The sequence below is a fragment of the Catalinimonas alkaloidigena genome, assembly GCF_029504655.1.
Taxonomy (GTDB): domain Bacteria; phylum Bacteroidota; class Bacteroidia; order Cytophagales; family Cyclobacteriaceae; genus Catalinimonas; species Catalinimonas alkaloidigena.
In genome coordinates, this window is the sequence record NZ_JAQFIL010000001.1 from 2223595 (window position 1) to 2243155 (window position 19561).

At 41.9% G+C, this 19561-nt stretch carries 13 protein-coding genes; 12 read left to right on the forward strand and 1 reads right to left on the reverse strand.

Annotation, left to right across the window (positions count from 1 at the left end):
* Positions 1-71 precede the first annotated feature (71 nt).
* Together OKW21_RS09135 and OKW21_RS09140 are read left to right on the forward strand one after the other, a co-directional pair.
* Positions 72-785 carry a YebC/PmpR family DNA-binding transcriptional regulator gene (locus OKW21_RS09135; protein WP_277479112.1) on the forward strand — a complete coding sequence of 238 codons (714 nt, stop codon included), beginning with the start codon at positions 72-74 and terminating at the stop codon, positions 783-785.
* An 825-nt stretch (positions 786-1610) separates the two neighbouring features.
* Positions 1611-1811, forward strand: a complete 201-nt coding sequence (locus OKW21_RS09140; protein WP_277479113.1) for a hypothetical protein — start codon at positions 1611-1613, stop codon at positions 1809-1811.
* Between the two features lie 48 nt (positions 1812-1859).
* Here OKW21_RS09140 and OKW21_RS09145 read toward each other — a convergent pair whose 3' ends face one another.
* Positions 1860-3785, reverse strand: coding sequence for a tetratricopeptide repeat-containing sensor histidine kinase (locus tag OKW21_RS09145; RefSeq protein WP_277479114.1), 1926 nt, complete (start codon positions 3783-3785; stop codon positions 1860-1862).
* 650 nt (positions 3786-4435) lie between these two features.
* Here OKW21_RS09145 and OKW21_RS09150 point away from each other — a divergent pair.
* The 10 genes from OKW21_RS09150 to OKW21_RS09195 all read left to right on the forward strand — a co-directional run bounded on the left by OKW21_RS09150 (position 4436) and on the right by OKW21_RS09195 (position 19557).
* Positions 4436-5446: a vWA domain-containing protein gene (locus OKW21_RS09150; protein WP_277479115.1), complete on the forward strand. Its 1011-nt coding sequence runs from the start codon at positions 4436-4438 to the stop codon at positions 5444-5446.
* 506 nt (positions 5447-5952) lie between these two features.
* The gene (locus OKW21_RS09155; protein WP_277479116.1) at positions 5953-6537 is read left to right on the forward strand and encodes an RNA polymerase sigma factor; all 585 of its coding nucleotides are present in this window, start codon (positions 5953-5955) and stop codon (positions 6535-6537) included.
* 86 nt (positions 6538-6623) lie between these two features.
* Positions 6624-7646 carry a FecR family protein gene (locus OKW21_RS09160; protein ID WP_277479117.1) on the forward strand — a complete coding sequence of 341 codons (1023 nt, stop codon included), beginning with the start codon at positions 6624-6626 and terminating at the stop codon, positions 7644-7646.
* A gap of 45 nt (positions 7647-7691) precedes the next feature.
* Entirely contained in the window at positions 7692-11396 is a 3705-nt protein-coding gene (locus OKW21_RS09165; RefSeq protein WP_277479118.1) for a SusC/RagA family TonB-linked outer membrane protein, read from the forward strand.
* A 22-nt stretch (positions 11397-11418) separates the two neighbouring features.
* The gene (locus tag OKW21_RS09170; RefSeq protein ID WP_277479119.1) at positions 11419-13104 is read left to right on the forward strand and encodes a SusD/RagB family nutrient-binding outer membrane lipoprotein; all 1686 of its coding nucleotides are present in this window, start codon (positions 11419-11421) and stop codon (positions 13102-13104) included.
* Positions 13105-13215: 111 nt separating this feature from the next.
* On the forward strand, positions 13216-14589 hold the full coding sequence (locus tag OKW21_RS09175; RefSeq protein ID WP_277479120.1) for a purple acid phosphatase family protein: 1374 nt from the start codon (positions 13216-13218) through the stop codon (positions 14587-14589).
* A gap of 98 nt (positions 14590-14687) precedes the next feature.
* Entirely contained in the window at positions 14688-15815 is a 1128-nt protein-coding gene (locus tag OKW21_RS09180; protein ID WP_277479121.1) for a sialidase family protein, read from the forward strand.
* 3 nt (positions 15816-15818) lie between these two features.
* The gene (locus OKW21_RS09185; RefSeq protein ID WP_277479122.1) at positions 15819-17114 is read left to right on the forward strand and encodes a hypothetical protein; all 1296 of its coding nucleotides are present in this window, start codon (positions 15819-15821) and stop codon (positions 17112-17114) included.
* Entirely contained in the window at positions 17105-18640 is a 1536-nt protein-coding gene (locus OKW21_RS09190) for a sodium:solute symporter family protein (RefSeq protein ID WP_277479123.1), read from the forward strand. The genes OKW21_RS09185 and OKW21_RS09190 overlap by 10 nt, the downstream gene beginning before the upstream one ends.
* 5 nt (positions 18641-18645) lie before the next feature.
* Entirely contained in the window at positions 18646-19557 is a 912-nt protein-coding gene (locus tag OKW21_RS09195; protein WP_277479124.1) for a dihydrodipicolinate synthase family protein, read from the forward strand.
* Positions 19558-19561: the final 4 nt, after the last annotated feature.

The window sequence follows — 19561 nt, forward strand, 5'->3', positions numbered from 1 at the left end:
CTTGAGTTTGGTATTTTTGCGCGTTCAAAATCCGGCGTGAAAGTTAAATTAGGCCATAAAATATAAGTATTATGGGAAGAGCATTTGAGTATCGCAGAGCAGCCAAAGAGAAACGGTGGGACAAAATGTCAAAGGTGTTTCCTAAGCTGGCTAAAGCTATTACTGTAGCGGCAAAAGAAGGTGGTACTGATCCTGACATGAATGCCAAGCTTCGTACTGCCATTCAGAATGCAAAAGGGCAAAATATGCCCAAAGATAACATTGAAGCAGCAATCAAAAGAGCATCAGGTAAAGATGCGGATGATTATGTTGAGGTCAATTATGAAGGCAAAGGTCCCCATGGCGTGTTAGTATTTGTGGAGTGTGCCACAGATAATACAACCCGTACGGTAGCTAATGTGAAATCATATTTCAATAAGTCAGGGGGGACATTGGTGCCTACCGGCTCACTTGAATTTATGTTTAATCGCAAGGCTGTCTTTGAATTTGAAAAACCAGAAGGACTGGATGTGGAAGAACTGGAACTGGAGTTGATAGATGCAGGGCTTGAAGATATAGAGGAAGGTGAGGAAGGAATGTATTATGCTTATGCTGACTATACCAACTTCGGATCATTGTCACATGCTTTTGAAGAGAAAAAAATAGAAGTAAATAATGCTTCTCTAAAACGTTTTCCCAATACAGAAGTAGAATTTAGTGAAGAAGATATGCTCGAGATTGAAAAGCTTATTGACAAGCTTGAAGATGATGATGATGTACAGGCAGTGTATACCAATATTGCCTGACAATCTTCATCTCAAATTTTTTAGAAGCGTGGTCAATTGACCACGCTTTTTTTATTCATTTGTAGCATCAAACAAGGCTTTAAAGCTTTGCACACTTCTGTCGGTAGTGATGTCCTTACTAAAAGCTTCCAGAAAGTTGCTGTTGCCGGTCCATATGGTTTACATCATGCCTCAAAATAGCTTTACCAGTTTAGGGTTTACCTGCCGCTTAAACTCTTTATATTCTTCTCATTGTTTTACCGTAACTTCTGGTTTAAGCCAACAAAATAGAAATTCTCTATGAGGTAAAAAATCAGAAAAAGTACAGCCAAAGATTATCCATTTTCACTTAAGGTGCTTGCTGAATTCCAAAAAAATATTTTTATACCATCCCCACTTCTTCAGCTTACGGCAATTTACAAATGATGTAAAAGTTGAAAGTATCAATGGTACCTTCTATATGATGAGTAATGACTTAATTTTAAAAGCGATCATTATAACGGAAAAACCCTTCCTTATTTTGAACTTCATAAGATTTACCCTCCTCACCTTCGCAATGCGGCTCTTTAGGTGTACAAGCATTAAACCGCAAAACAGCATTATGAATAGTAGAGTGATCTTTAACAACTTTGAAAAGTTTCTATTTAGACCCTGGAGACTAAATTTAAGTTGGAATTTTAGGTAGGCCGTAACGAATTAAGCTAGCAGAAATATATCCGTAGAAAAATTTAATAAGCATGTTTAGAAGGAGCCTAAATAGTACTGATGTAAGCTACAAGTATTGGCCCATCGGTTTATCTTAAAATTAAGTATTAACTAGCTTGATAAAAATTCCTTTAGTTACTTATGATAAAGCTATTCCTTCTGGTTGTTACTTATATGGTCATGATCATTCAACTGATCACCGTATTGAGTACAGATTATAGTAAGGTTAAAGTATATGCCCAAACAGACCTGAAAATAAATCTTTTGATATTATTAGCACTGGTCTTTATGGTAGGGGTGCTCAGTAGAAAGCTGATTAAAGAAATGTTAGCTGAAAAGTAACTGACTGTGACTACACAAAAATGAAACGATTTATCTTATTGCTTAAAACTAAACGCTAGGGCTCTTTTCTGTTTTATTAGGTTCCTCTACGGATAGTATAAGAGAAAAGTAAAAAGAACTACCTTCCCCCAGCGTGCTTTCTACCCATATTTCCCCTCCGTTTTTGATCACAAAATCTTTGCACAGCATCAGACCTAAGCCGGTACCTTTCTCATTAGCAGTACCCCGGGTACTAAATGAAGTGTCACTAAATATTTTATCAAGATTATCTTTTTCAATTCCCGTTCCTGTGTCTTGAATACACATGACTGCAAAGCCATCCTGGTAAGCAAGCCGGACATAAATCTCGTCATTTGGCCTACAAAACTTTATTGCATTGGAAAGAAGGTTTTGGAGCACAATCTGAATCATGATTTCATCAGCATACACAAAAACATCATCTTGAATCTCATTGTTCAGGCTTATGTTTTTGTGTACTGCCTGATGTTGCAGTAATTCAATCTTCAGACTGGCGATTTTTTTCAGGTTAATGATTTCTGAATTAATCTCCGGACCCTCAAGCTGGTTTTTTGCCCAGTGTAATAAGTTGTCCAATAGCGTATTGGTATAGCTAACGTTCTTAATAAGTTCAGGAAGAAAAGCTTTAAATTCTTTGTTATCAATCAAGCCTCTCTGAACAAGCTCAAGGCTGCCGGAAAGAGAGTTCAATGGACTCCTTAAATCATGAGAAATGATTGAAAACAGCTTGTTTTTCAATTGGTTCAGGTCTTGGAATTTATCTGCCTGAGCAGCCATTTCTTCCTTTTGACGGTTGATTTCTTCGTTTTTAAATTGTAGTAATTTATTATCTGTTGTTTTTTGATGTTTACTGCGGTAGAGCACTATTGCCAGCATAGCGATTGCTACAAGTAATAGTGATAATATATATATAGAAGCAGTTTGTTTTTGGCGAATCTCCTTTTCAAGAATTTTTTCTTTAGAGAGCATCAAAATTTCTTTTTGCTGTTGCTCAAAGTCATGAAAGTTTATTTTCTCCTGAACATCTTCACTTTGTACACTGTCCTTATAAATGTTAAACAAACTTAGGAAGTGATAGGCACTGTCATATTGATGTGTTTTGGCGTAAACATGCGAAAGTGTTTCATAACATACAAACATTAATTCTTTCACACCAGTAGCCTCAGCTTTTTTGACGGCATCTAATGCCAGCGATTTTGCAACTTCAATACTGTCCTGAAAAAGCTTTACCTCGGCAAGCATTTGTTTGTTTCTTATAATCATTCGCTCATCGTTAAATGATTGAGATGATTTTAGGCTGGTTTTAAGGTGTTTTTCAGCCTGTAAGTATTCTTTTCTTCTAAAAAATACATCAGAATGATTAAAAGATAATATCGGCAAAATGCTCGGCCTATGCACTCTTGCGGGGGGGTGAGCTAAATTAAAATAATGGGTCGCAGAATCATAAACCCCCATCTCCAGGTAGCATTTCCCCATATTATTATAAGTAACGGCTATCCGTTCTCCATTTTGTAAGGAAATAAAAAGGGGCAGGGCTCGTCGGTAATACGATAAAGCAGCTTTATGATTCCCAGCTGCCCTGTATATAAGTCCCATACTCCCGATATTTTTAGCAATGAGGTTGTCATCCCCAATTTCATGAGCTACTTCTTTGGATTGAATGTAATACGAAAGCCCTTCTTTAAGGCTGCCTTTGGCCCAGTAGATGTTTCCTAAACAGTTAAGTGCAAGGGAATGACCTTTTGTAAAGTTGATTTGTTTGGAGAGACTGTCAATTTTTAATGCATAATGGATGGCTGAGTCAGACTCAGTGTAAATTAGCTTGTTAGCCTTTTTGTACCAATGATAAATCTTGGCGGTATCACTTTCGGTCTGATGTAGGGGGTGTCTGGTTTTCTCGATTGGAGAAGGTTGAGCCTGTAGCTTAAATTGATAACAAAATACCAAGATGAGCACAAAAATGAGCTTAATACAAGTATGGTATATAGTTTCTGAATGCATTAGGGAAAGCTTGTAAATGGCAATCAGGATTTATTCACGTATACAAATTTACTTGATGTCTACCCTCTCTATCTAATGTCTCTGTCATCTATTCAAAAATACGCAAAACTATCCAGGATAATTCGTTGAGACACTTATTGCATTGACCTGCTTCAATGAGTAAGTGTAATAAATCAATGATTTTTTTACTATTACATTCAATAAACTAAAGTAAATATTTAACCCGTATAATTATTTAGTTGTATAATGATAAATACATCTGTAAAAGTAGTAGGTTAGCCTTCAATTCTTCCATTATTTACTCAATTCTACGCTGTAATAATTTGCGTGTATTTATTCAAGCAAGGGCAAGAAAAAGTCAGGTTAAAGCGTTTGTAGGCACTTATCGTGGATTAATTAAGAGACTTATTTACTCAAAAAACTAAGGAGTTGTAAAAACAAACGCTGAGGTGTAATTACAAAATTTGACTTTTCACCTAAGTAAATCAGAAGCTGGTAAGAGCAGTTGGTCATACTAATTTTAATGCGGTAAACGTTCTTTGGGGAAATGCGTAGCGAAAGCGCTACCAATTATTAACAGGTATAGAATAAAAATTGAATGCTTTATGAAAAAGTACCCAAACTTAACAGCTATGTTAGCTATTCTCCTGCTTGCCGCATGTGATAAGAACGATGATGTCAGTGAGCTTAGTAGTGATTTTCAGCTATACATTGATTTCTGGAACCCTGATGGCAGTCATCCGGAAATTAGCTTTGATGAGAAAAATACTTCTAACGCTGTCCGTATTGATTTTGATAAAACCTTTGGAGGCTCAGCAGTAGGAAACACCTTTACAGAGGTTGAGATTGATAACTTTAGAATTATTGATAATAGCAATTACAACTACGAAATCAACAGTATCAGAGCATATGAATACCGTGATGAACTTAATGACTGGAAAGAAGATGTAGAGTTTAGAATGGAATATGAAACAATAGAGGATTTAGCGGTTGTACTGGTATTAGACAGAAGTGAGTCCCTGGGAGAGGATTTTGAGAACGTGAAACAATATGCGTCTGATTTTGTCACTCAGATTTTTGCCGAGACAGATCAGTTGCAGGTAGGAGTAGTTGATTTTGCCGATGATGTTAATATGCTCCCTCTTACCTCAAATGCCTCAGAAATCAATAATTATATCTCAAATTTAGCGCAGGGTAGGTTTACCACACTCTATGAAGCGGTGAACATGGGTATCAATGCACTGAATGATGTAAGTGCGGAAGCCAAAGCAGTTATCATTTTTACTGATGGTACTGATAACAATTCAAACCCCGAGTATAGCCCTCAGTTTTTAGCCAGTAAAATCAGGGAAAACGAAGGTAATTCTAAAATAATAAGCTTTACCATTGGATTGGAAGGCAAGGGAGGAGTGGACCGGGATGTACTCAACGCACTTAGCCTGAATGGAGGCGTGGCTACTTTTCCTAATTCGGTAAATCAACTCCAGAGGGTATTTGAAAACTTTTCCAGCGGAATAGCAAATGTCTATAAGCTTACCTATACCCGTAACCGTCAGCCTATTCCAAAAGAAAGTCCGGTTAAATTACGGTTTAATATACAGACTAAGCGTAAGTAGCCCGACAGACTAATTATTACTTTTAAAAATTAACTTATTGTCCTCGTGCGTTACAGAGACAGAGCTTGTAAGGCGTATTCATTCGCTATCTTCAACATCCTCCTTGGATTTCACAGAGAATGAAGGTTTACTTTGAATGTAAAAATTTGATGTAATATTCATGGCATCGCTTACATGAAAATAAAGCTTTTTTATTTAAAGAAATTGACCCGGCATAGGCCGGGTATTTTTTTGTATACTCAGTTGCTCATTCCAATGTTCAAGTGAAAAAAGGCCCTCAATCGCTCCTTTGTATAATTTTTCTTTGTAAAAAGAAAAATTATAACTAGCTTCTGGTGGAAACTAAATGCAGAAAGCTTAATATATTGGTAACACTTTAAGCACTTGATTTCCCTTGTACTTATGTAATTTTAATGCGAATAAAGTATTAAGTAGTATCCGAATTTAATTCATATATGCTTAAGGTCTCAAAAAACGGTTTATCTGATGTACAAGTTTGGAATCAGATGCGAACTGGCTCTGATCAGGCTTATGAGCAACTATATGATAAATTTTTTCCTTTGCTTTTTCGTTACGGGATGCAGTTTTGCCCGGAACGTGCAATGGTGAAAGATTGCCTGCAAGATTTCTTTGTAGAGCTGTACGTAGGTCGTGCTAATCTCAGTAAAGTACAGCAGGTAAAAAATTACCTTTATGTCTCTTTTCGTCATCGTATCATCCGTAAGGCCTGTGGAAAACAACTGCTGCTTGAACCGATAAGTAGCAATTACCATTTTGAAGTAAGCTTTTCTCATGAACATGCCTTAATTCGTGAACAATTAGATGAAATCCGCCAGCGAAAATTATTAAATGCTTTTAAAAAACTGAGTAGCCGGCAAAAGGAAGCGGTTTTTCTTCGCTTTTATGAAAATATGAGCTATGAGGAGATCGCTGAAATCATGAAAATGAAAAAGGTAAAATATGCCCGCACCTTAGTGTACCGAGCTATTGCAGTACTCAAAGACGGTATTAAAAATCTGGATGGCAGCCTGACCTTATACACTTTTCTTCCCTTAATGTTTTTTTTGCAATTCCCTGGTGCTAAAAAATAATTTTTAGAAAAAAAGTAAATTTTTTTGAGGGCATCTGCGACGTCCATGTCTCCTTACAGTAGAACCACTACTTTACAATTAGCCTTATGGACTACTATCACTACGATGTGGATGATTTTGCAGCAGACCCTTTATTCATCCGGTGGGTGAAACAAGCCGATGAAGATACCAATCTATTTTGGGAAAACTGGTTAGCAAAATATCCTGAGAAAGCTGACACTATTGCTCAGGCTAAAAGTATCGTAGCATTTCTTAGTTTTCATGCTGCATCACCTACCGAAGAAGAACAAAAGGAGGTCAAAAAAAAGGTGATGCAAAAAGTGAAATCCAGTAAGCATGAAGACATGAATAAGGGCTATCTGGGTATATATCTTTCGGTGGCTGCCACGATGACTTTTTTGCTGCTTGCGGGTTACTTAATGTGGCGTTTTGCTTTTTATACCCCTTATCAGGAATATATTACCGATTTTGGTGAGCAGTATGAGGTCCTGTTACCGGATAGAACTGTCGTTCAATTAAACGCGAATTCAAGCCTGAGGATAAGCAATGAATGGACTGAAAACCAGCTAAGAGAAGTATGGCTAGAAGGTGAAGCATTCTTTGATGTTGTCAAAATGCCAGATGCTGCAGACGGTCGCTTTATTGTGCATACTGAGCAACTGGACGTAGAGGTATTAGGCACTACTTTCAATGTACAGGCCCGTCATGGAGAAACGCAGGTGGTATTAAATACAGGTAAAGTTAAGTTGAATCAGCTTAGCCAGGCCGATAATGTTGAAGCTATGTTTCTGGAACCTGGTGAGATGGCAACCTTAGGCAAACAAAAGAAGCTTGTCAAAAGACAGGTTAACCCTAAAGTATATTCATCATGGAAAGAGAACCGCCTCATTTTTGAAAATGAAGATATCAGAAATATAGCACAGCGTCTGCAAGACATATATGGTTATGAAGTGAAAGTAACGAATGAGGAATGGCTTGACCTGAAATTTACCGGCTCCTGCCCAACTGATGATATTTCTATACTATTGCTGGCACTTACAGAGAGCTTTGATTTTGAAGCAAAATTAAATAACCAACAAATCATAATTCAACAACATGAGCAACCTTAGTATACCATCACCCAAAAACCTTTATCAACCCTAACCAACGCGAGTATGAAACTATTCTATCTATCAATTTACATCAGGAGGCTTCTACTGCTAGCCGCATTTAGCCTTCCGATACAACTGTTTGCCCAAAACCTGAATAGCTTAGGGCTAACCGCAGATGCAAGTTTGCCACAGGATGGAGTATCCCATAAAGTGACACTCAAAAAAGCCCTTACTAAAATCGCCAATCAGTACCAGATCAGCCTGAATTACAGCGAGGAGGAAATAACACGTCACAAGGTTTCTTCTGACATAAATTTTGAAGCCTCCGGAAATCCTGAAAAAGCTTTAAAAGATGTACTTTCCGGCTCCGGCCTTGAGTACAAGAAGATTGGAAAAATTGATTATGTGATCCGCCCTGTTAGTCCGCCTAATAGGGAAAAAGCAGTGAAGCCCAGAGACTTTTTGGTACATCTGGGAGGGCAGACTCCTCTGCCTTCTATCAATAGAGCGATACGCATCAACGTACAAGGCAAAGTAACTGGAGAAGGAGGAGAAGGCTTACCAGGTATCAACGTGCTGGAAAAAGGTACCAGTAATGGTACCATAACAGACGTTGAAGGGAATTTTTCGCTAAGTGTAGAGGGGGCATCATCTGTTTTGGTATTTAGTTCTATCGGTTACCAAAGCCAGGAAGTAGAGGTTGGAGATCGCCAGACATTTGACATCGTCTTACAAACTGATTTGAGAGAGTTGTCCGAAGTAGTCGTTACCGCCTTGGGTATTGAACGCGAAGAACGCTCGCTGGGCTACGATGTAGCCAATGTAGAAGGCGAAGAACTTCGTCAGGTATCTCAGGAAAATGTGCTAAGCTCATTAGCCGGTAGAGTTCCCGGTGTTACGATCAATCAGACCAGCGGACCAGGTTCCTCCATGAGTGTCATTATCCGAGGCGCCACTTCATTGACTACTGACAACCAACCACTTTTCGTAGTTGACGGGGTCCCCATGTCCAATAGCCTGAATAATATCTCCCAAAACGGAGATGGAAACCAGGTTGACTATGGTAATGCGATATCAGATATCAATCCCGACGACATAGAAAGTATCAACGTGCTCAAAGGACCCAGTGCGGCAGCCTTGTATGGTACACGTGCGGGTAATGGAGTCATCCTCATCACCACCAAGTCAGGAGCAAAAAATCAAAAACTGGGGGTTTCATTTTCCACTTCCAATGTGTTTGAGCAGCCTACCCGTCTGTTGGATTTCCACTACAAATACGCCAACGGACAGCGTAATGGTGTGTTCAATGAAGGTTCTGCCTATTGGGGAGGGCCCAATCTTGACGATGGCGTTACAACGGTACAATGGAACAGTCCGGTGGATGAAAACGGCGTGCCTATTCCCACTGAGTTAAAGTCTTATCCGAATGCCATGAAGGACTTTCTTCAGACTGGAGTTACTTCTAATAATAATGTCGCAGTGAGTGGAGGAAATGAAAAAGGTAGCTTCAGGGTATCCTATTCCAATATGCTTCATAAAGGCATGATTCCAAATTCTGATCTTTACAGAAATAACCTTTCTACGGATGTTGACTTTAGCATCACAGATAAGCTTACATTCCGTTCCAATGTTAATATTGGGCGTACACATTCCAACGATAGGCCAAGTACCGGTGACCGCAGGGCTAACCCCCTGGAAGCAGTATATGCTTCATCTTATGTTAATTACGATGAGATGAAGGATATCTGGGTAGATGGTCAGGAAGAGATACAACAGATCAGAACCGATGCGGGAGACAATCCTTACTTTGTTGCCTATGGCATTGAAAACGCATTTGTAAGAGATAGAATCTACGGAAACTTATCCCTGAATTACGATTTTACCGATAACTTTTCCCTCCAGGCACGCTACTCTTTAGATCGTGTCAATGAGAATAGAGAAACCAAGATTCCTTTCAGCTACAGCCGGGGAGCCAGAGGCGGGTACTTCTTAACAGATATCACATCTCAGGAATCAAATACTGATTTCCTCGCTACTTATAATACGGATGCGGGATTGTTTGACATCAACTTTTCGGTGGGCGGTAATATTATGAACCGTTACTACTTCAGTTCCAATATAGGTTCAGGAGGAAACAGAAACAATGGTTTAGTGATACCTGGAGTGTACAATGTTGGTAACATACCCTTGGATAATATTAGCGTGGGCAGCAATATTGCCGAAAAATCTATCTACAGCTTGTATGCTTTAGCATCAATAGGATTTCAGGATCAACTGTATCTGGATTTGACAGGTAGAAATGACTGGTCCAGTACTTTGCCTGAAAGCAATCGTTCTTACTTTTACCCTTCTGCTTCAGTCAGCTGGTTAGCGAATTATACCTTTGATATGCCGGAAGCTGTCTCCATGCTGAAAGTGAGAGCAGGTTGGGCGCAGGTAGGTAATGATACTGACCCGTATCGGCTTGAACCATCTTTGAGCACTGGCAATTATAATACGGTGACAACCGTGAGTGTGCCTTCCGGACTGCTGAACCCTGACTTAAAGCCAGAACAGGCTACTTCTATGGAAGCAGGCATAGATTTAAATATGTACAACAATAAAATCAGGTTCAGTGGTACTTATTACACCATCGATAACGAAAACCAGATTTTTGCTATCAACCTGCCTCAGTCTTCGGGCTTCAGTAGCAAGTTTATCAATGCAGGGCTTATCCGCAGTAAAGGATGGGAGTTTACGCTGGGTGCTACTCCAATAGAAAGAGATGGCTGGACCTGGAATGTGGATTTTAACTGGAGTAAGAACACCACAACCGTAGAAGAACTCAGTGAAAATTTAGACTTTATCACCTTATGGGGAGAAAACGGAGGGGGAGCTATCACCGGAGTAGGAGAGGAAATTGGAGATATCTATAGTGCTGGTTATGCCTATGTGAAAGATGAAAATTCTCCCTACTACCGCTGGCCGGTACTGAGTGAAAATGGAGGATGGATAGAGCTTTCCGGAAGAGAGAATATGCGTCATGTGGGTAACTTCAACCCTGACTTCCTGATGGGTATGCAGACTTCAGTAAGCTTCAAGAGATTTACGCTCGGTGCCAGTCTGGACTGGCGTAAAGGTGGAGAGTTTATGTCATTTACCTATCGTTATGGTGAGTCTGACTGGAAGTCGCAGCGTCAGTTAGACAACCTGATACCCGGTGGATTATATACTGCTGACGAGCTAATCGCCATGCTGAAATCTAATCCTGAAAAGTATATTATTCCCCAGGCAGGCAACTACCCAAGAGTAGGGGGGCATACTGCCGAGACCGGTGGTTTCCCGATAGATGCTGATGGTACTGACGGTGCTTTTGTCCCGGGTGTAATCCAAACATCTGGTGCGGATACTCCTGACGATTTCAGTGATGATGAATATGTGGAACATCTGGGCGGTCCGGGTACTAACGTATATCCAATCACCAATACCTATCCTTGGGATTTTAACGAGCAGGTTACCTTTGATGCTTCTTTTATTAAGTTGAGAGAACTTTCGCTCGCCTACCGAATTCCAGATTTAGGTAGAATCAGCAATGCTTCAATCGCGATCTATAGCAGAAATATTATGCTCTGGACAGCTGCTGATATTGGTATTGATCCTGAGCGAGCGTTTCAGGCACATAATGGTACGCAGGGAGATACTCAGAGTCAGTTCAGACAGGGTATGGAAAGACAGAACGTGATGCCCTGGAGCATGCCAATTGGTTTTAAGTTAAACTTCAACTTCTAACATGAACATTAAATCTTAAATGATGAAGAATATATTAGATATCAAAAAGACAATGATCGCACTGCTGGCACTCTTCGTCATCTCAGCATGCGATGATACGCTGAGCGAGATCAATGTAAATCCCAACGGAATTGATCCCTCTACTGCCAATCCTAACTTGCTGATGCCTGCGGTTTTAGCTCCCGCTGCACAGGATTATCTACAATTAGGTTTTGAAAACATGGCTGGCGCGGTACAGCATACACAGAAGGACGGCTGGTATTCGGCACATAACCATTACGCATGGAGTGCCTCGGACTGGAACGGTTGGTATGGCATGTTAAGAACCAACGATCTGATGGAAGAACGTGCAATAGAATTGGAATATCCCTTTTTTGAAGGTGTGGCGCTTACCATGAAATCATTTATTTATGGTAATGTCACTGACATCTGGGGGGATGCACCTTACACCAATGCGGTAAAAGGGGATGAGGGCGGTGAAGCCAATGAGTATCCTATATTTGATAGCCAGGAAGTGATTTACAACGGTATCCTGGCTGATCTTAAAACCGCCGCTGCCATCTTTGAAAATGCCGAAACCGATGTAGTCAACAGCTCGGCAGACCTTTACTTCGGAGGTGATGCGGAAATGTGGCAGCGTTTTGCGAATTCATTATTACTTAGGTATTATATGCGTGTTTCCGCAAAAATGCCGGATATGGCCCGGCAGGGCATTGAAGAGGTATACAATAGCGGCATGTATTTGCAGTCCGCTGATCAGGATGTGACACTGGATTATACCGGAGGGTCAGATGACGTATGGCCTTCAATTTATACAGATGTGGATGCGTTCACCAGATGGCAGGCCTGTGAAACCTTAGTGGATCAGATGGTAAGTACTGATGATCCCCGTATTTCTGTTTGGTTTGACCCTGTAGCAGTCCAGTGGGTAGCTGATCCGGACCTGTCAGTAGCAGTAGACAGCGTGATCAGAGCTGATGGTGAGTTTGTAGCCGATGGCTCAGTGACTTACACCTATCTGGAGTTTATGGATATGCGTGATACTAAATTCACCCGTCATTTTGATCCTGATGAGGTAACTTATGATACTGGATTGTATGTAGGTTTGCCTCCCGGATTAGTCTTGCCTGAGTCATACAATGGCAATCCTGATCCCGGTCAGGGCATTCGCAACCAGCATGTATCACAGCTCGCACCTATTTATGCCACAGCAGGTTCTCCTGGTGACATATTGAAAGCCAGAATTATTTCAGCTGCTGAAGTAAGCTTTATTCTTGCAGAAGCTGCGCTCAAAGGTTGGAACGTAGGGAGCGCGGAAGAACATTACAATAACGCCATTCAGCAGTCATTAAATACCTGGGGCAAAGGTGATGAATATGATGCCTTTATCGCCCAGCCCGGAGTTGCTTTTGACGGAACATTAGAACAACTTATTACCCAAAAATGGGTGGCTAGCTGGACAGCCGCTACTGAGGCATGGAATGATTACCGTAGAACTGGTTTCCCCGCCCTGGAGGTAGGGCCGGCTTCTGACCAACCTGTCGTTGCACTTCGTTATCCTTATGGAAATGATGAACTCAATAACAATACATCCAATGTGAACAGTGCTATTGACAGATTGGAAGTAACACAATACTCAGGCTCAGTCGGAGCTGATAGCCCCTGGTCTAAGATGTGGCTTCTTCAGGGCACCAATGCTCCCTGGTAATATCAGTTTAGAGAAATATATACACATAGAGAAGCGGAACAATCAGGTTTCGCTTCTCATGCTTTGAATGAGCTTTACATTTATTAAATTGAGGAAACCTAAACCCATATAATGATTATCAAACAAACATTTGTTCTATTACTCACTGTTCTGGCAATTGCTTCAAACCAACTACTAAAAGCGCAGCCCGGCTCCCCTTTTGTAGATAAAACTTCACCTACCTATAACCATGATCTTGCACTGAGGTTGGGCATGGATGTCAAGCTGCTTTTTCCCTCAGCAGAACCCGATAGAATCATACTGAACCTTGCTGATGACCCTTTGTCCTCTGTGGCGGTAAACTGGCGTAGCGATACTACTGTTTCTGAAGCTTATGTTGAAGTAGCTAAGGCTACACATGGGCCCCAGTTCACTCAAAATATTCGCCGGATCAATGCCAGTAGTGAAAGGTTAAGCGTTAGACCAGAAAATGAACCTGAAGTGCTTGCTCTTTATCATTCGGCAATGATGGATAATTTACAGGCTGGAGAAAAATATGTATACCGGGTAGGCTCTCCTGATCATTGGAGTGAATGGTTTCAGTTTGATCTGCCAGACCCAGAGCATGAGCCATTATCTTTTCTCTATTTTGGTGACGCTCAGAATGATGTCAAATCTATGTGGTCAAGGGTAATACGTGAAGCTTACAAAACGATGCCGGAGATTGACTTTATGTTGCATGCCGGTGACCTTATCAATGAACACAATCGTGACATAGAATGGGGAGGGTGGTTTCATGCCGGCTCATATATACATGCAACAGTTCCCAGTATCATGACGCCTGGCAATCATGAGTATGAAGATGTAGTGTTGGCGCCTCAGTGGAAACCTCAGTTTAACCTTCCTGCCAATGGACCGGTGGGACTTGAAGAAACCTGCTATCAGATTAACTTTCCAAATTTCAAGATCATCTCTCTGGATGCTGAACAGATTGACGAGTCTGAAAACTTCAGAAACGCGCAAAAGCAGTGGTTGGATTCTGTGCTTACCAATGACCCCAGAAAATGGACGGCCATCACCCTGCACTATCCCTTTTACTCCACCAAACCCAACCGTGACAATCAGGAGCTCAGGGAACATTTCAAGCCAATTGTTGATAAGCACAAGGTAGACATTGTCTTACAGGGACACGACCATGCGTATGGCAGAGGTATGGTAGAGAATGTGGCAACGGGTAGTCAGGTAGTATCTGAGTCATCGGGTACGATGTACGTCGTGTCTGTTTCCGGACCAAAAATGTATGAGGTCTCCAATGATCCCTGGATGGAAAGAAAAGCAGGATATACCCAACTTTTTCAGACCATCACCATTGAAGGAGATGAATTGCTTTATCAGGCTTTTACAGCAACGGGAGAACTATACGACGCTTTTCAATTATTGAAGGATGAAGGTAAACCCAACAAGCTGGTTAACAAAATTCCCGATACCCCTGAGAAAATTGAATAATTAAGCTAAACTTATAACATGATAGCCAAGGATAGCATATTCAATTATCCCCTTTATTTTTCACAAGATTACAACAACTGATTAAACTACAGAAACCTATGCAATGGAAATCATTTCTCTTACAACTGATGCTGTACATGCTGATTTTTGGCGCGTGCAATAGCCCTCAACAGCAAGCGCAGGACACTGAACAAACAGATGCCACCCAAATTGCAGCAGATCAAAGCTTACCTGTCAGTGATTTTATTTTTGGGGATGAACAGCCATTTCCTCAATGCCATGCCTCTACTTTGGTAAGGTTAGATGATGGTAATTTTTTGGTAGCCTGGTTTGGGGGTAAGCATGAAAAAAATGATGACGTAGGAATCTGGCTTTCTAAAGGTAGGCCGGGAAGTTGGAGCACGCCGGAAGAAGTAGCTAAAATTCGCGAAGACCCGCATTGGAATCCCGTACTTTTTAAAGATGAAAATGGTGAGGTATTTTTGTTCTTCAAAGTAGGCAAAGAAATAGATTACTGGGAGACCTGGCTGATAACCTCTACCGATGGAGGAGAAAGCTGGACCGAAGCAGAGGAGTTAGTGCCCGGAGATAAAGGAGGAAGAGGCCCGGTAAGAAATAAGCCTATCATACTGTCTAATGGTGACTGGCTGGCAGGAGCTTCGGACGAAAAAAATAAAGTGTGGAATGCTTTTGTTGACATCAGCACCGATGAGGGAAAAACCTGGGAAGCTTCTGAGTTTTTGGCACTAGACAGAGAGAATATTGCGGAAGAGGGAGTCATCCAACCTACATTGTGGGAGTCTGAACCGGGCATGGTGCACATGCTGCTCCGCAGTTCTGCAGGGATGATCTGCAGGAGTGACTCTGAAGATTATGGCAGAAGTTGGTCACCAATTTATAAAACTGATTTACCTAACCCCAATAGTGGCATAGATGTAAGCAAGTTGGATAATGGCACACTGGCGCTGGCCTACAACCGTGATGACGAAAACTGGGGAGCGAGAGCGCCATTGTCCGTTGCGCTATCTTTTGACAATGGTCAATCATGGCCACGCATGCTGGATATTGAAGAAGGTGGCGAGGAAGATGAGTTTTCCTATCCGGCAATTATCAGTTTCGGGGATACCGTAGCGGTGACCTATACCTGGCAAAGAGAGAAAATTGCCTTTTGGATGGGTACAGTGGATGAGATTCCATCCAGCCCCTTGGCATTTGAATCCCGCTGATCTATGAAAGTATCTGCGATGACAATGAAGTTGCTACTTGTTGCGATGGCATTGGGAACAGCCTGGGCGGTAAGGGGGCAATTTGGGCATGAACACGGTGCCGCATGGGCAGGAGGCATAGGTGTGTTGACAGTTTTGGTACTCGCCAAACGGGCGGACTGGTATAAAAAGTTACCCATAATAGTAGCGCTGGGGGCGATAGGCTGGGGGGTAGGAGGAATGATGAGTTATGGAATGGTTGTAGGCTACGGAAGGGGAGGAGACATGTTGAACGTAAGCTACGGTTTGCTGAGTCTGTTCATCATTGGAGGTCTCTATGGCTTCATCGGGGGAGGGATCACCGGACTTTCTCTGGCATCTACCCATGAAAAAAAAGTGTCCTGGGCATCTCTAATCACGCAGATGGTAGCTGGTGGCTATCTGATCTGGGGAATACTGATTTACCAGTTTGAATGGCTCATGACACCCCCTCGTTCTGAACTCTGGGCAGCCTGCCTGGGAGCGGCTTTGGCACTGGGGTGGTATGCCTATCGCAATCAATATCATAACAGTCTGAAAGTAGCACTATTTTCAGGATTAGGCGCGGGCTTTGGCTTTGCCTTTGGAAATTTTCTCCAGGTAGTGGGTTCCACAACTGATATTGCATTCAACTGGTGGAATGTGATGGAGTATAGCCTCGGTTTCTTTGGTGGACTCGGTATGGCTTACGGCATCTTCGCTGAAAAATGGTCTGAAAGTGCCCCTCCAGACCCATTGGCAAACCGATTAGGATGGATCTTCTTGGCCGTACTATTGCCGGTAATCAATCTCATTCAAGCTTTTGATTACGAGAAGCTTTTAGGAAGAGCAGAAAGAACAGGCGTTGCAGCGCCGGGTTCTTTGATCAACTTTCAGTACATACTTATCTGGGGAAGCCTGCTTGTATTTGGGAGCTTTCTACTCTTTTACTACCGCAAGAAAGTCAAAAATGTAAAAAGCTGGAGTGATCAGGATGGCTTACTCTTGTGCATGCTTTATCTGGCATGGTATATCATGCTAAGTAATATCATGGGAGCCAATTGGCTAAATGGGGGCGACTTAAAGGAGTATCTGTACTGGGCAAATCTGCTTCTGATTGGTCTGGGTATCAGCTTTAGTCTTAAAAAGAATGCGGAGTGGTCGGTTTCACCCCCTACTTTTCACCTTTGGTATCGCTACATCACAGGCGCTGTAGTAATTATTTTTATACTGAGTCTTATTCTGATCAATGTTCATACTGATCTGCCGGGCGCTCAAACCAGATTTGTGATATGGGAGTAGAATTCAGAGCACTAGATATTGTTACGCTGCTTATATACCTGGCAGCCATGGCAGGTTTAGGCTATTACTTTTCAAAAAAGAACAATAGCACTGAAGAATATTTTGTAGGAAACCGTTCCTTCAAAGGCTGGGTCATAGGACTATCAATGCTAAGTACATCCATCAGTTCTATAACCTTTCTGGCATTTCCGGCAGCGGCCTATACACTTGACTGGAGACAACTGATTTCTAATCTGATGCTCCCCCTGGCAGCGGTATTGGCAATTGTGGTATTTATCCCTTTTTTCCGTAGAGGAAAGCTCACTTCTGCCTTTGAATACCTGGGAGACCGTTTTGGTCCGGTCACACGTTTGTACGGTACGGTTAGTTTTTTGATTTTGCAAATCATCCGCATTGGTCAGATACTTTTTCTGGTAGCCATTCCTGTCAATCTGTTTACCGGAATCCCGATCGTAACGACCATCATGCTGGTAGGCGTGTTTATTGCCTTTTATACGGTGATCGGTGGAATAGATGCCGTGATCTGGACGGATGTCATACAGGCTATAGTACTGTGGATTGGAGGGGTTATTTGTTTAGTGCTGATGATTGATAAGCTACCTGAGGGTTTCACTCAGGTTTTTGAGATAGCTGACGCGAATCAGAAGTTTGGTACAGGTAGTATGGAATGGAACCTGAACGAGCGAACATTCTGGACAGTGGCATTACTCGGGATTTTTCACTTTTTGGCCATGTATTCCAGCGACCAGAATGTGATTCAAAGGTATGTCGCCTCCCAAAGTACGCGGGAAGCCCGTAAAGCTACCCTGATTTATTCAGTAGTGGCCTTACCAACCTGGTCCTTATTTTTCTTTATAGGTACCACTTTGTTCGCCTTTTACACCGTCTTTCCCGAAACGGTAATCAGCACAATGGAAGCAGATCAGGTCTTTCCTTATTTTATCTTGAGCCAGCTTCCGGCAGGGGTTGCCGGATTAATTATAGCAGCAGTATTGGCAGCAGGAATGTCCACACTGGACTCCAGTATCAATGCTATAGCAACGGTCACTGTGGTTGACATTCTCAAACCGTACTGGTTGAAAGGGCAGGCTGACGCTATCTACCTGAGGATGGCAAGGTACATTGCCATAGGCGTCTCACTCCTTATGATGGGGGGAGCCTTTTTCTTCAGCGTCATAGAAAAAGAAAGTATCAATGATATCAGTTGGATTGTCTCTTCGGTATTTGGAGGTTGCCTGGTAGGTTTATTTATGATAGGTTTTTTCACCACTCGCGTAGGCTACCGGGCAGTGTTATGGGCATTGCTCATTTCAGTATCAATCAATCTGTATCTGGGCATCAGCCTGACGGGCATACTGCCTGAAGCTATAAGTATTGATATACAGGCTTATTGGGTAGGAGTGATTGTTAACCTGCTTTTCATTGCCCTGGCCTATATTTTCAGTTTTTTTATTAAAAACAAAAAGGAGTTAGATGGTCTGACTGTCTGGACTACCTTGAAAGCAAAAGATATTAAAGTGAGTTAGAATATATGAAGGCAGATAATACAAATAAATTACAGGGAATTATTCCTCCTATTGCCACTCCCTTGCTAGACCAGTACACCATGGATAAAATGGGTTTGGTCAAATTACTCAAGCATGTGATTGATGGGGGAGTGCATGGGCTTTTTATGCTGGGTACTACCGGAGAAGCAGTCAGCTTAAGCTATCGGCTACGCTATGATATCATGGAGCAGTGTATCTCGGAAGTAAGAGGACAGCTACCCGTATTGGTAGGCGTAAGTGATACCAGTCTGGAAGAGGCGATAGCATTTTCAAGAAAAGCTGAAAAGGCTGGCGTAAGCGGTATAGTTGTAGCGCCGCCCTATTATTTTCCATGCGCTCAGGAGGCATTATATGAATATGTGGTGCAGCTGGCAGAGGCCATTAACATACCGACTTATATCTACAATATTCCAAGCCACAGCCCACATGTCTTTTCAGAGGATACAGTGGTCAGGTTACTGAATCATCCTCAGATCGCTGGTTATAAAGATAGTAGCTGTAGCATGATGGCCTTTCATCAAATGAAGCATAAACTGGGAGCGGGCTTTAACAAAACCTACCTGCTCGGGCCGGAAGAACTGTTAGGGGAAGCGGTGATGATGGGCGCTGATGGAGGGGTCAATGGAGGAGCGAACGCCTTCCCTCAATTGTACGTGAGCCTTTATCATGCCGCAAAAGCCGGTGACGTGCAGAAAGTAAATGCATTGCAAGAGCAGGTAATGCGCATCAGCCACACGCTTTATCAGGGAGGTAAGACCGTCATACAGGGCATTAAGTTCGCCTTAACAGAAATGGGAATTTGTCAGGATTTTGTAGCTCTTCCGCTCGCCCCATTAGATCATTTGGAAAAAGAAGCAATGCGGCAATTTCTGGAAAAATTTGAAGTAGTATTATAAATTA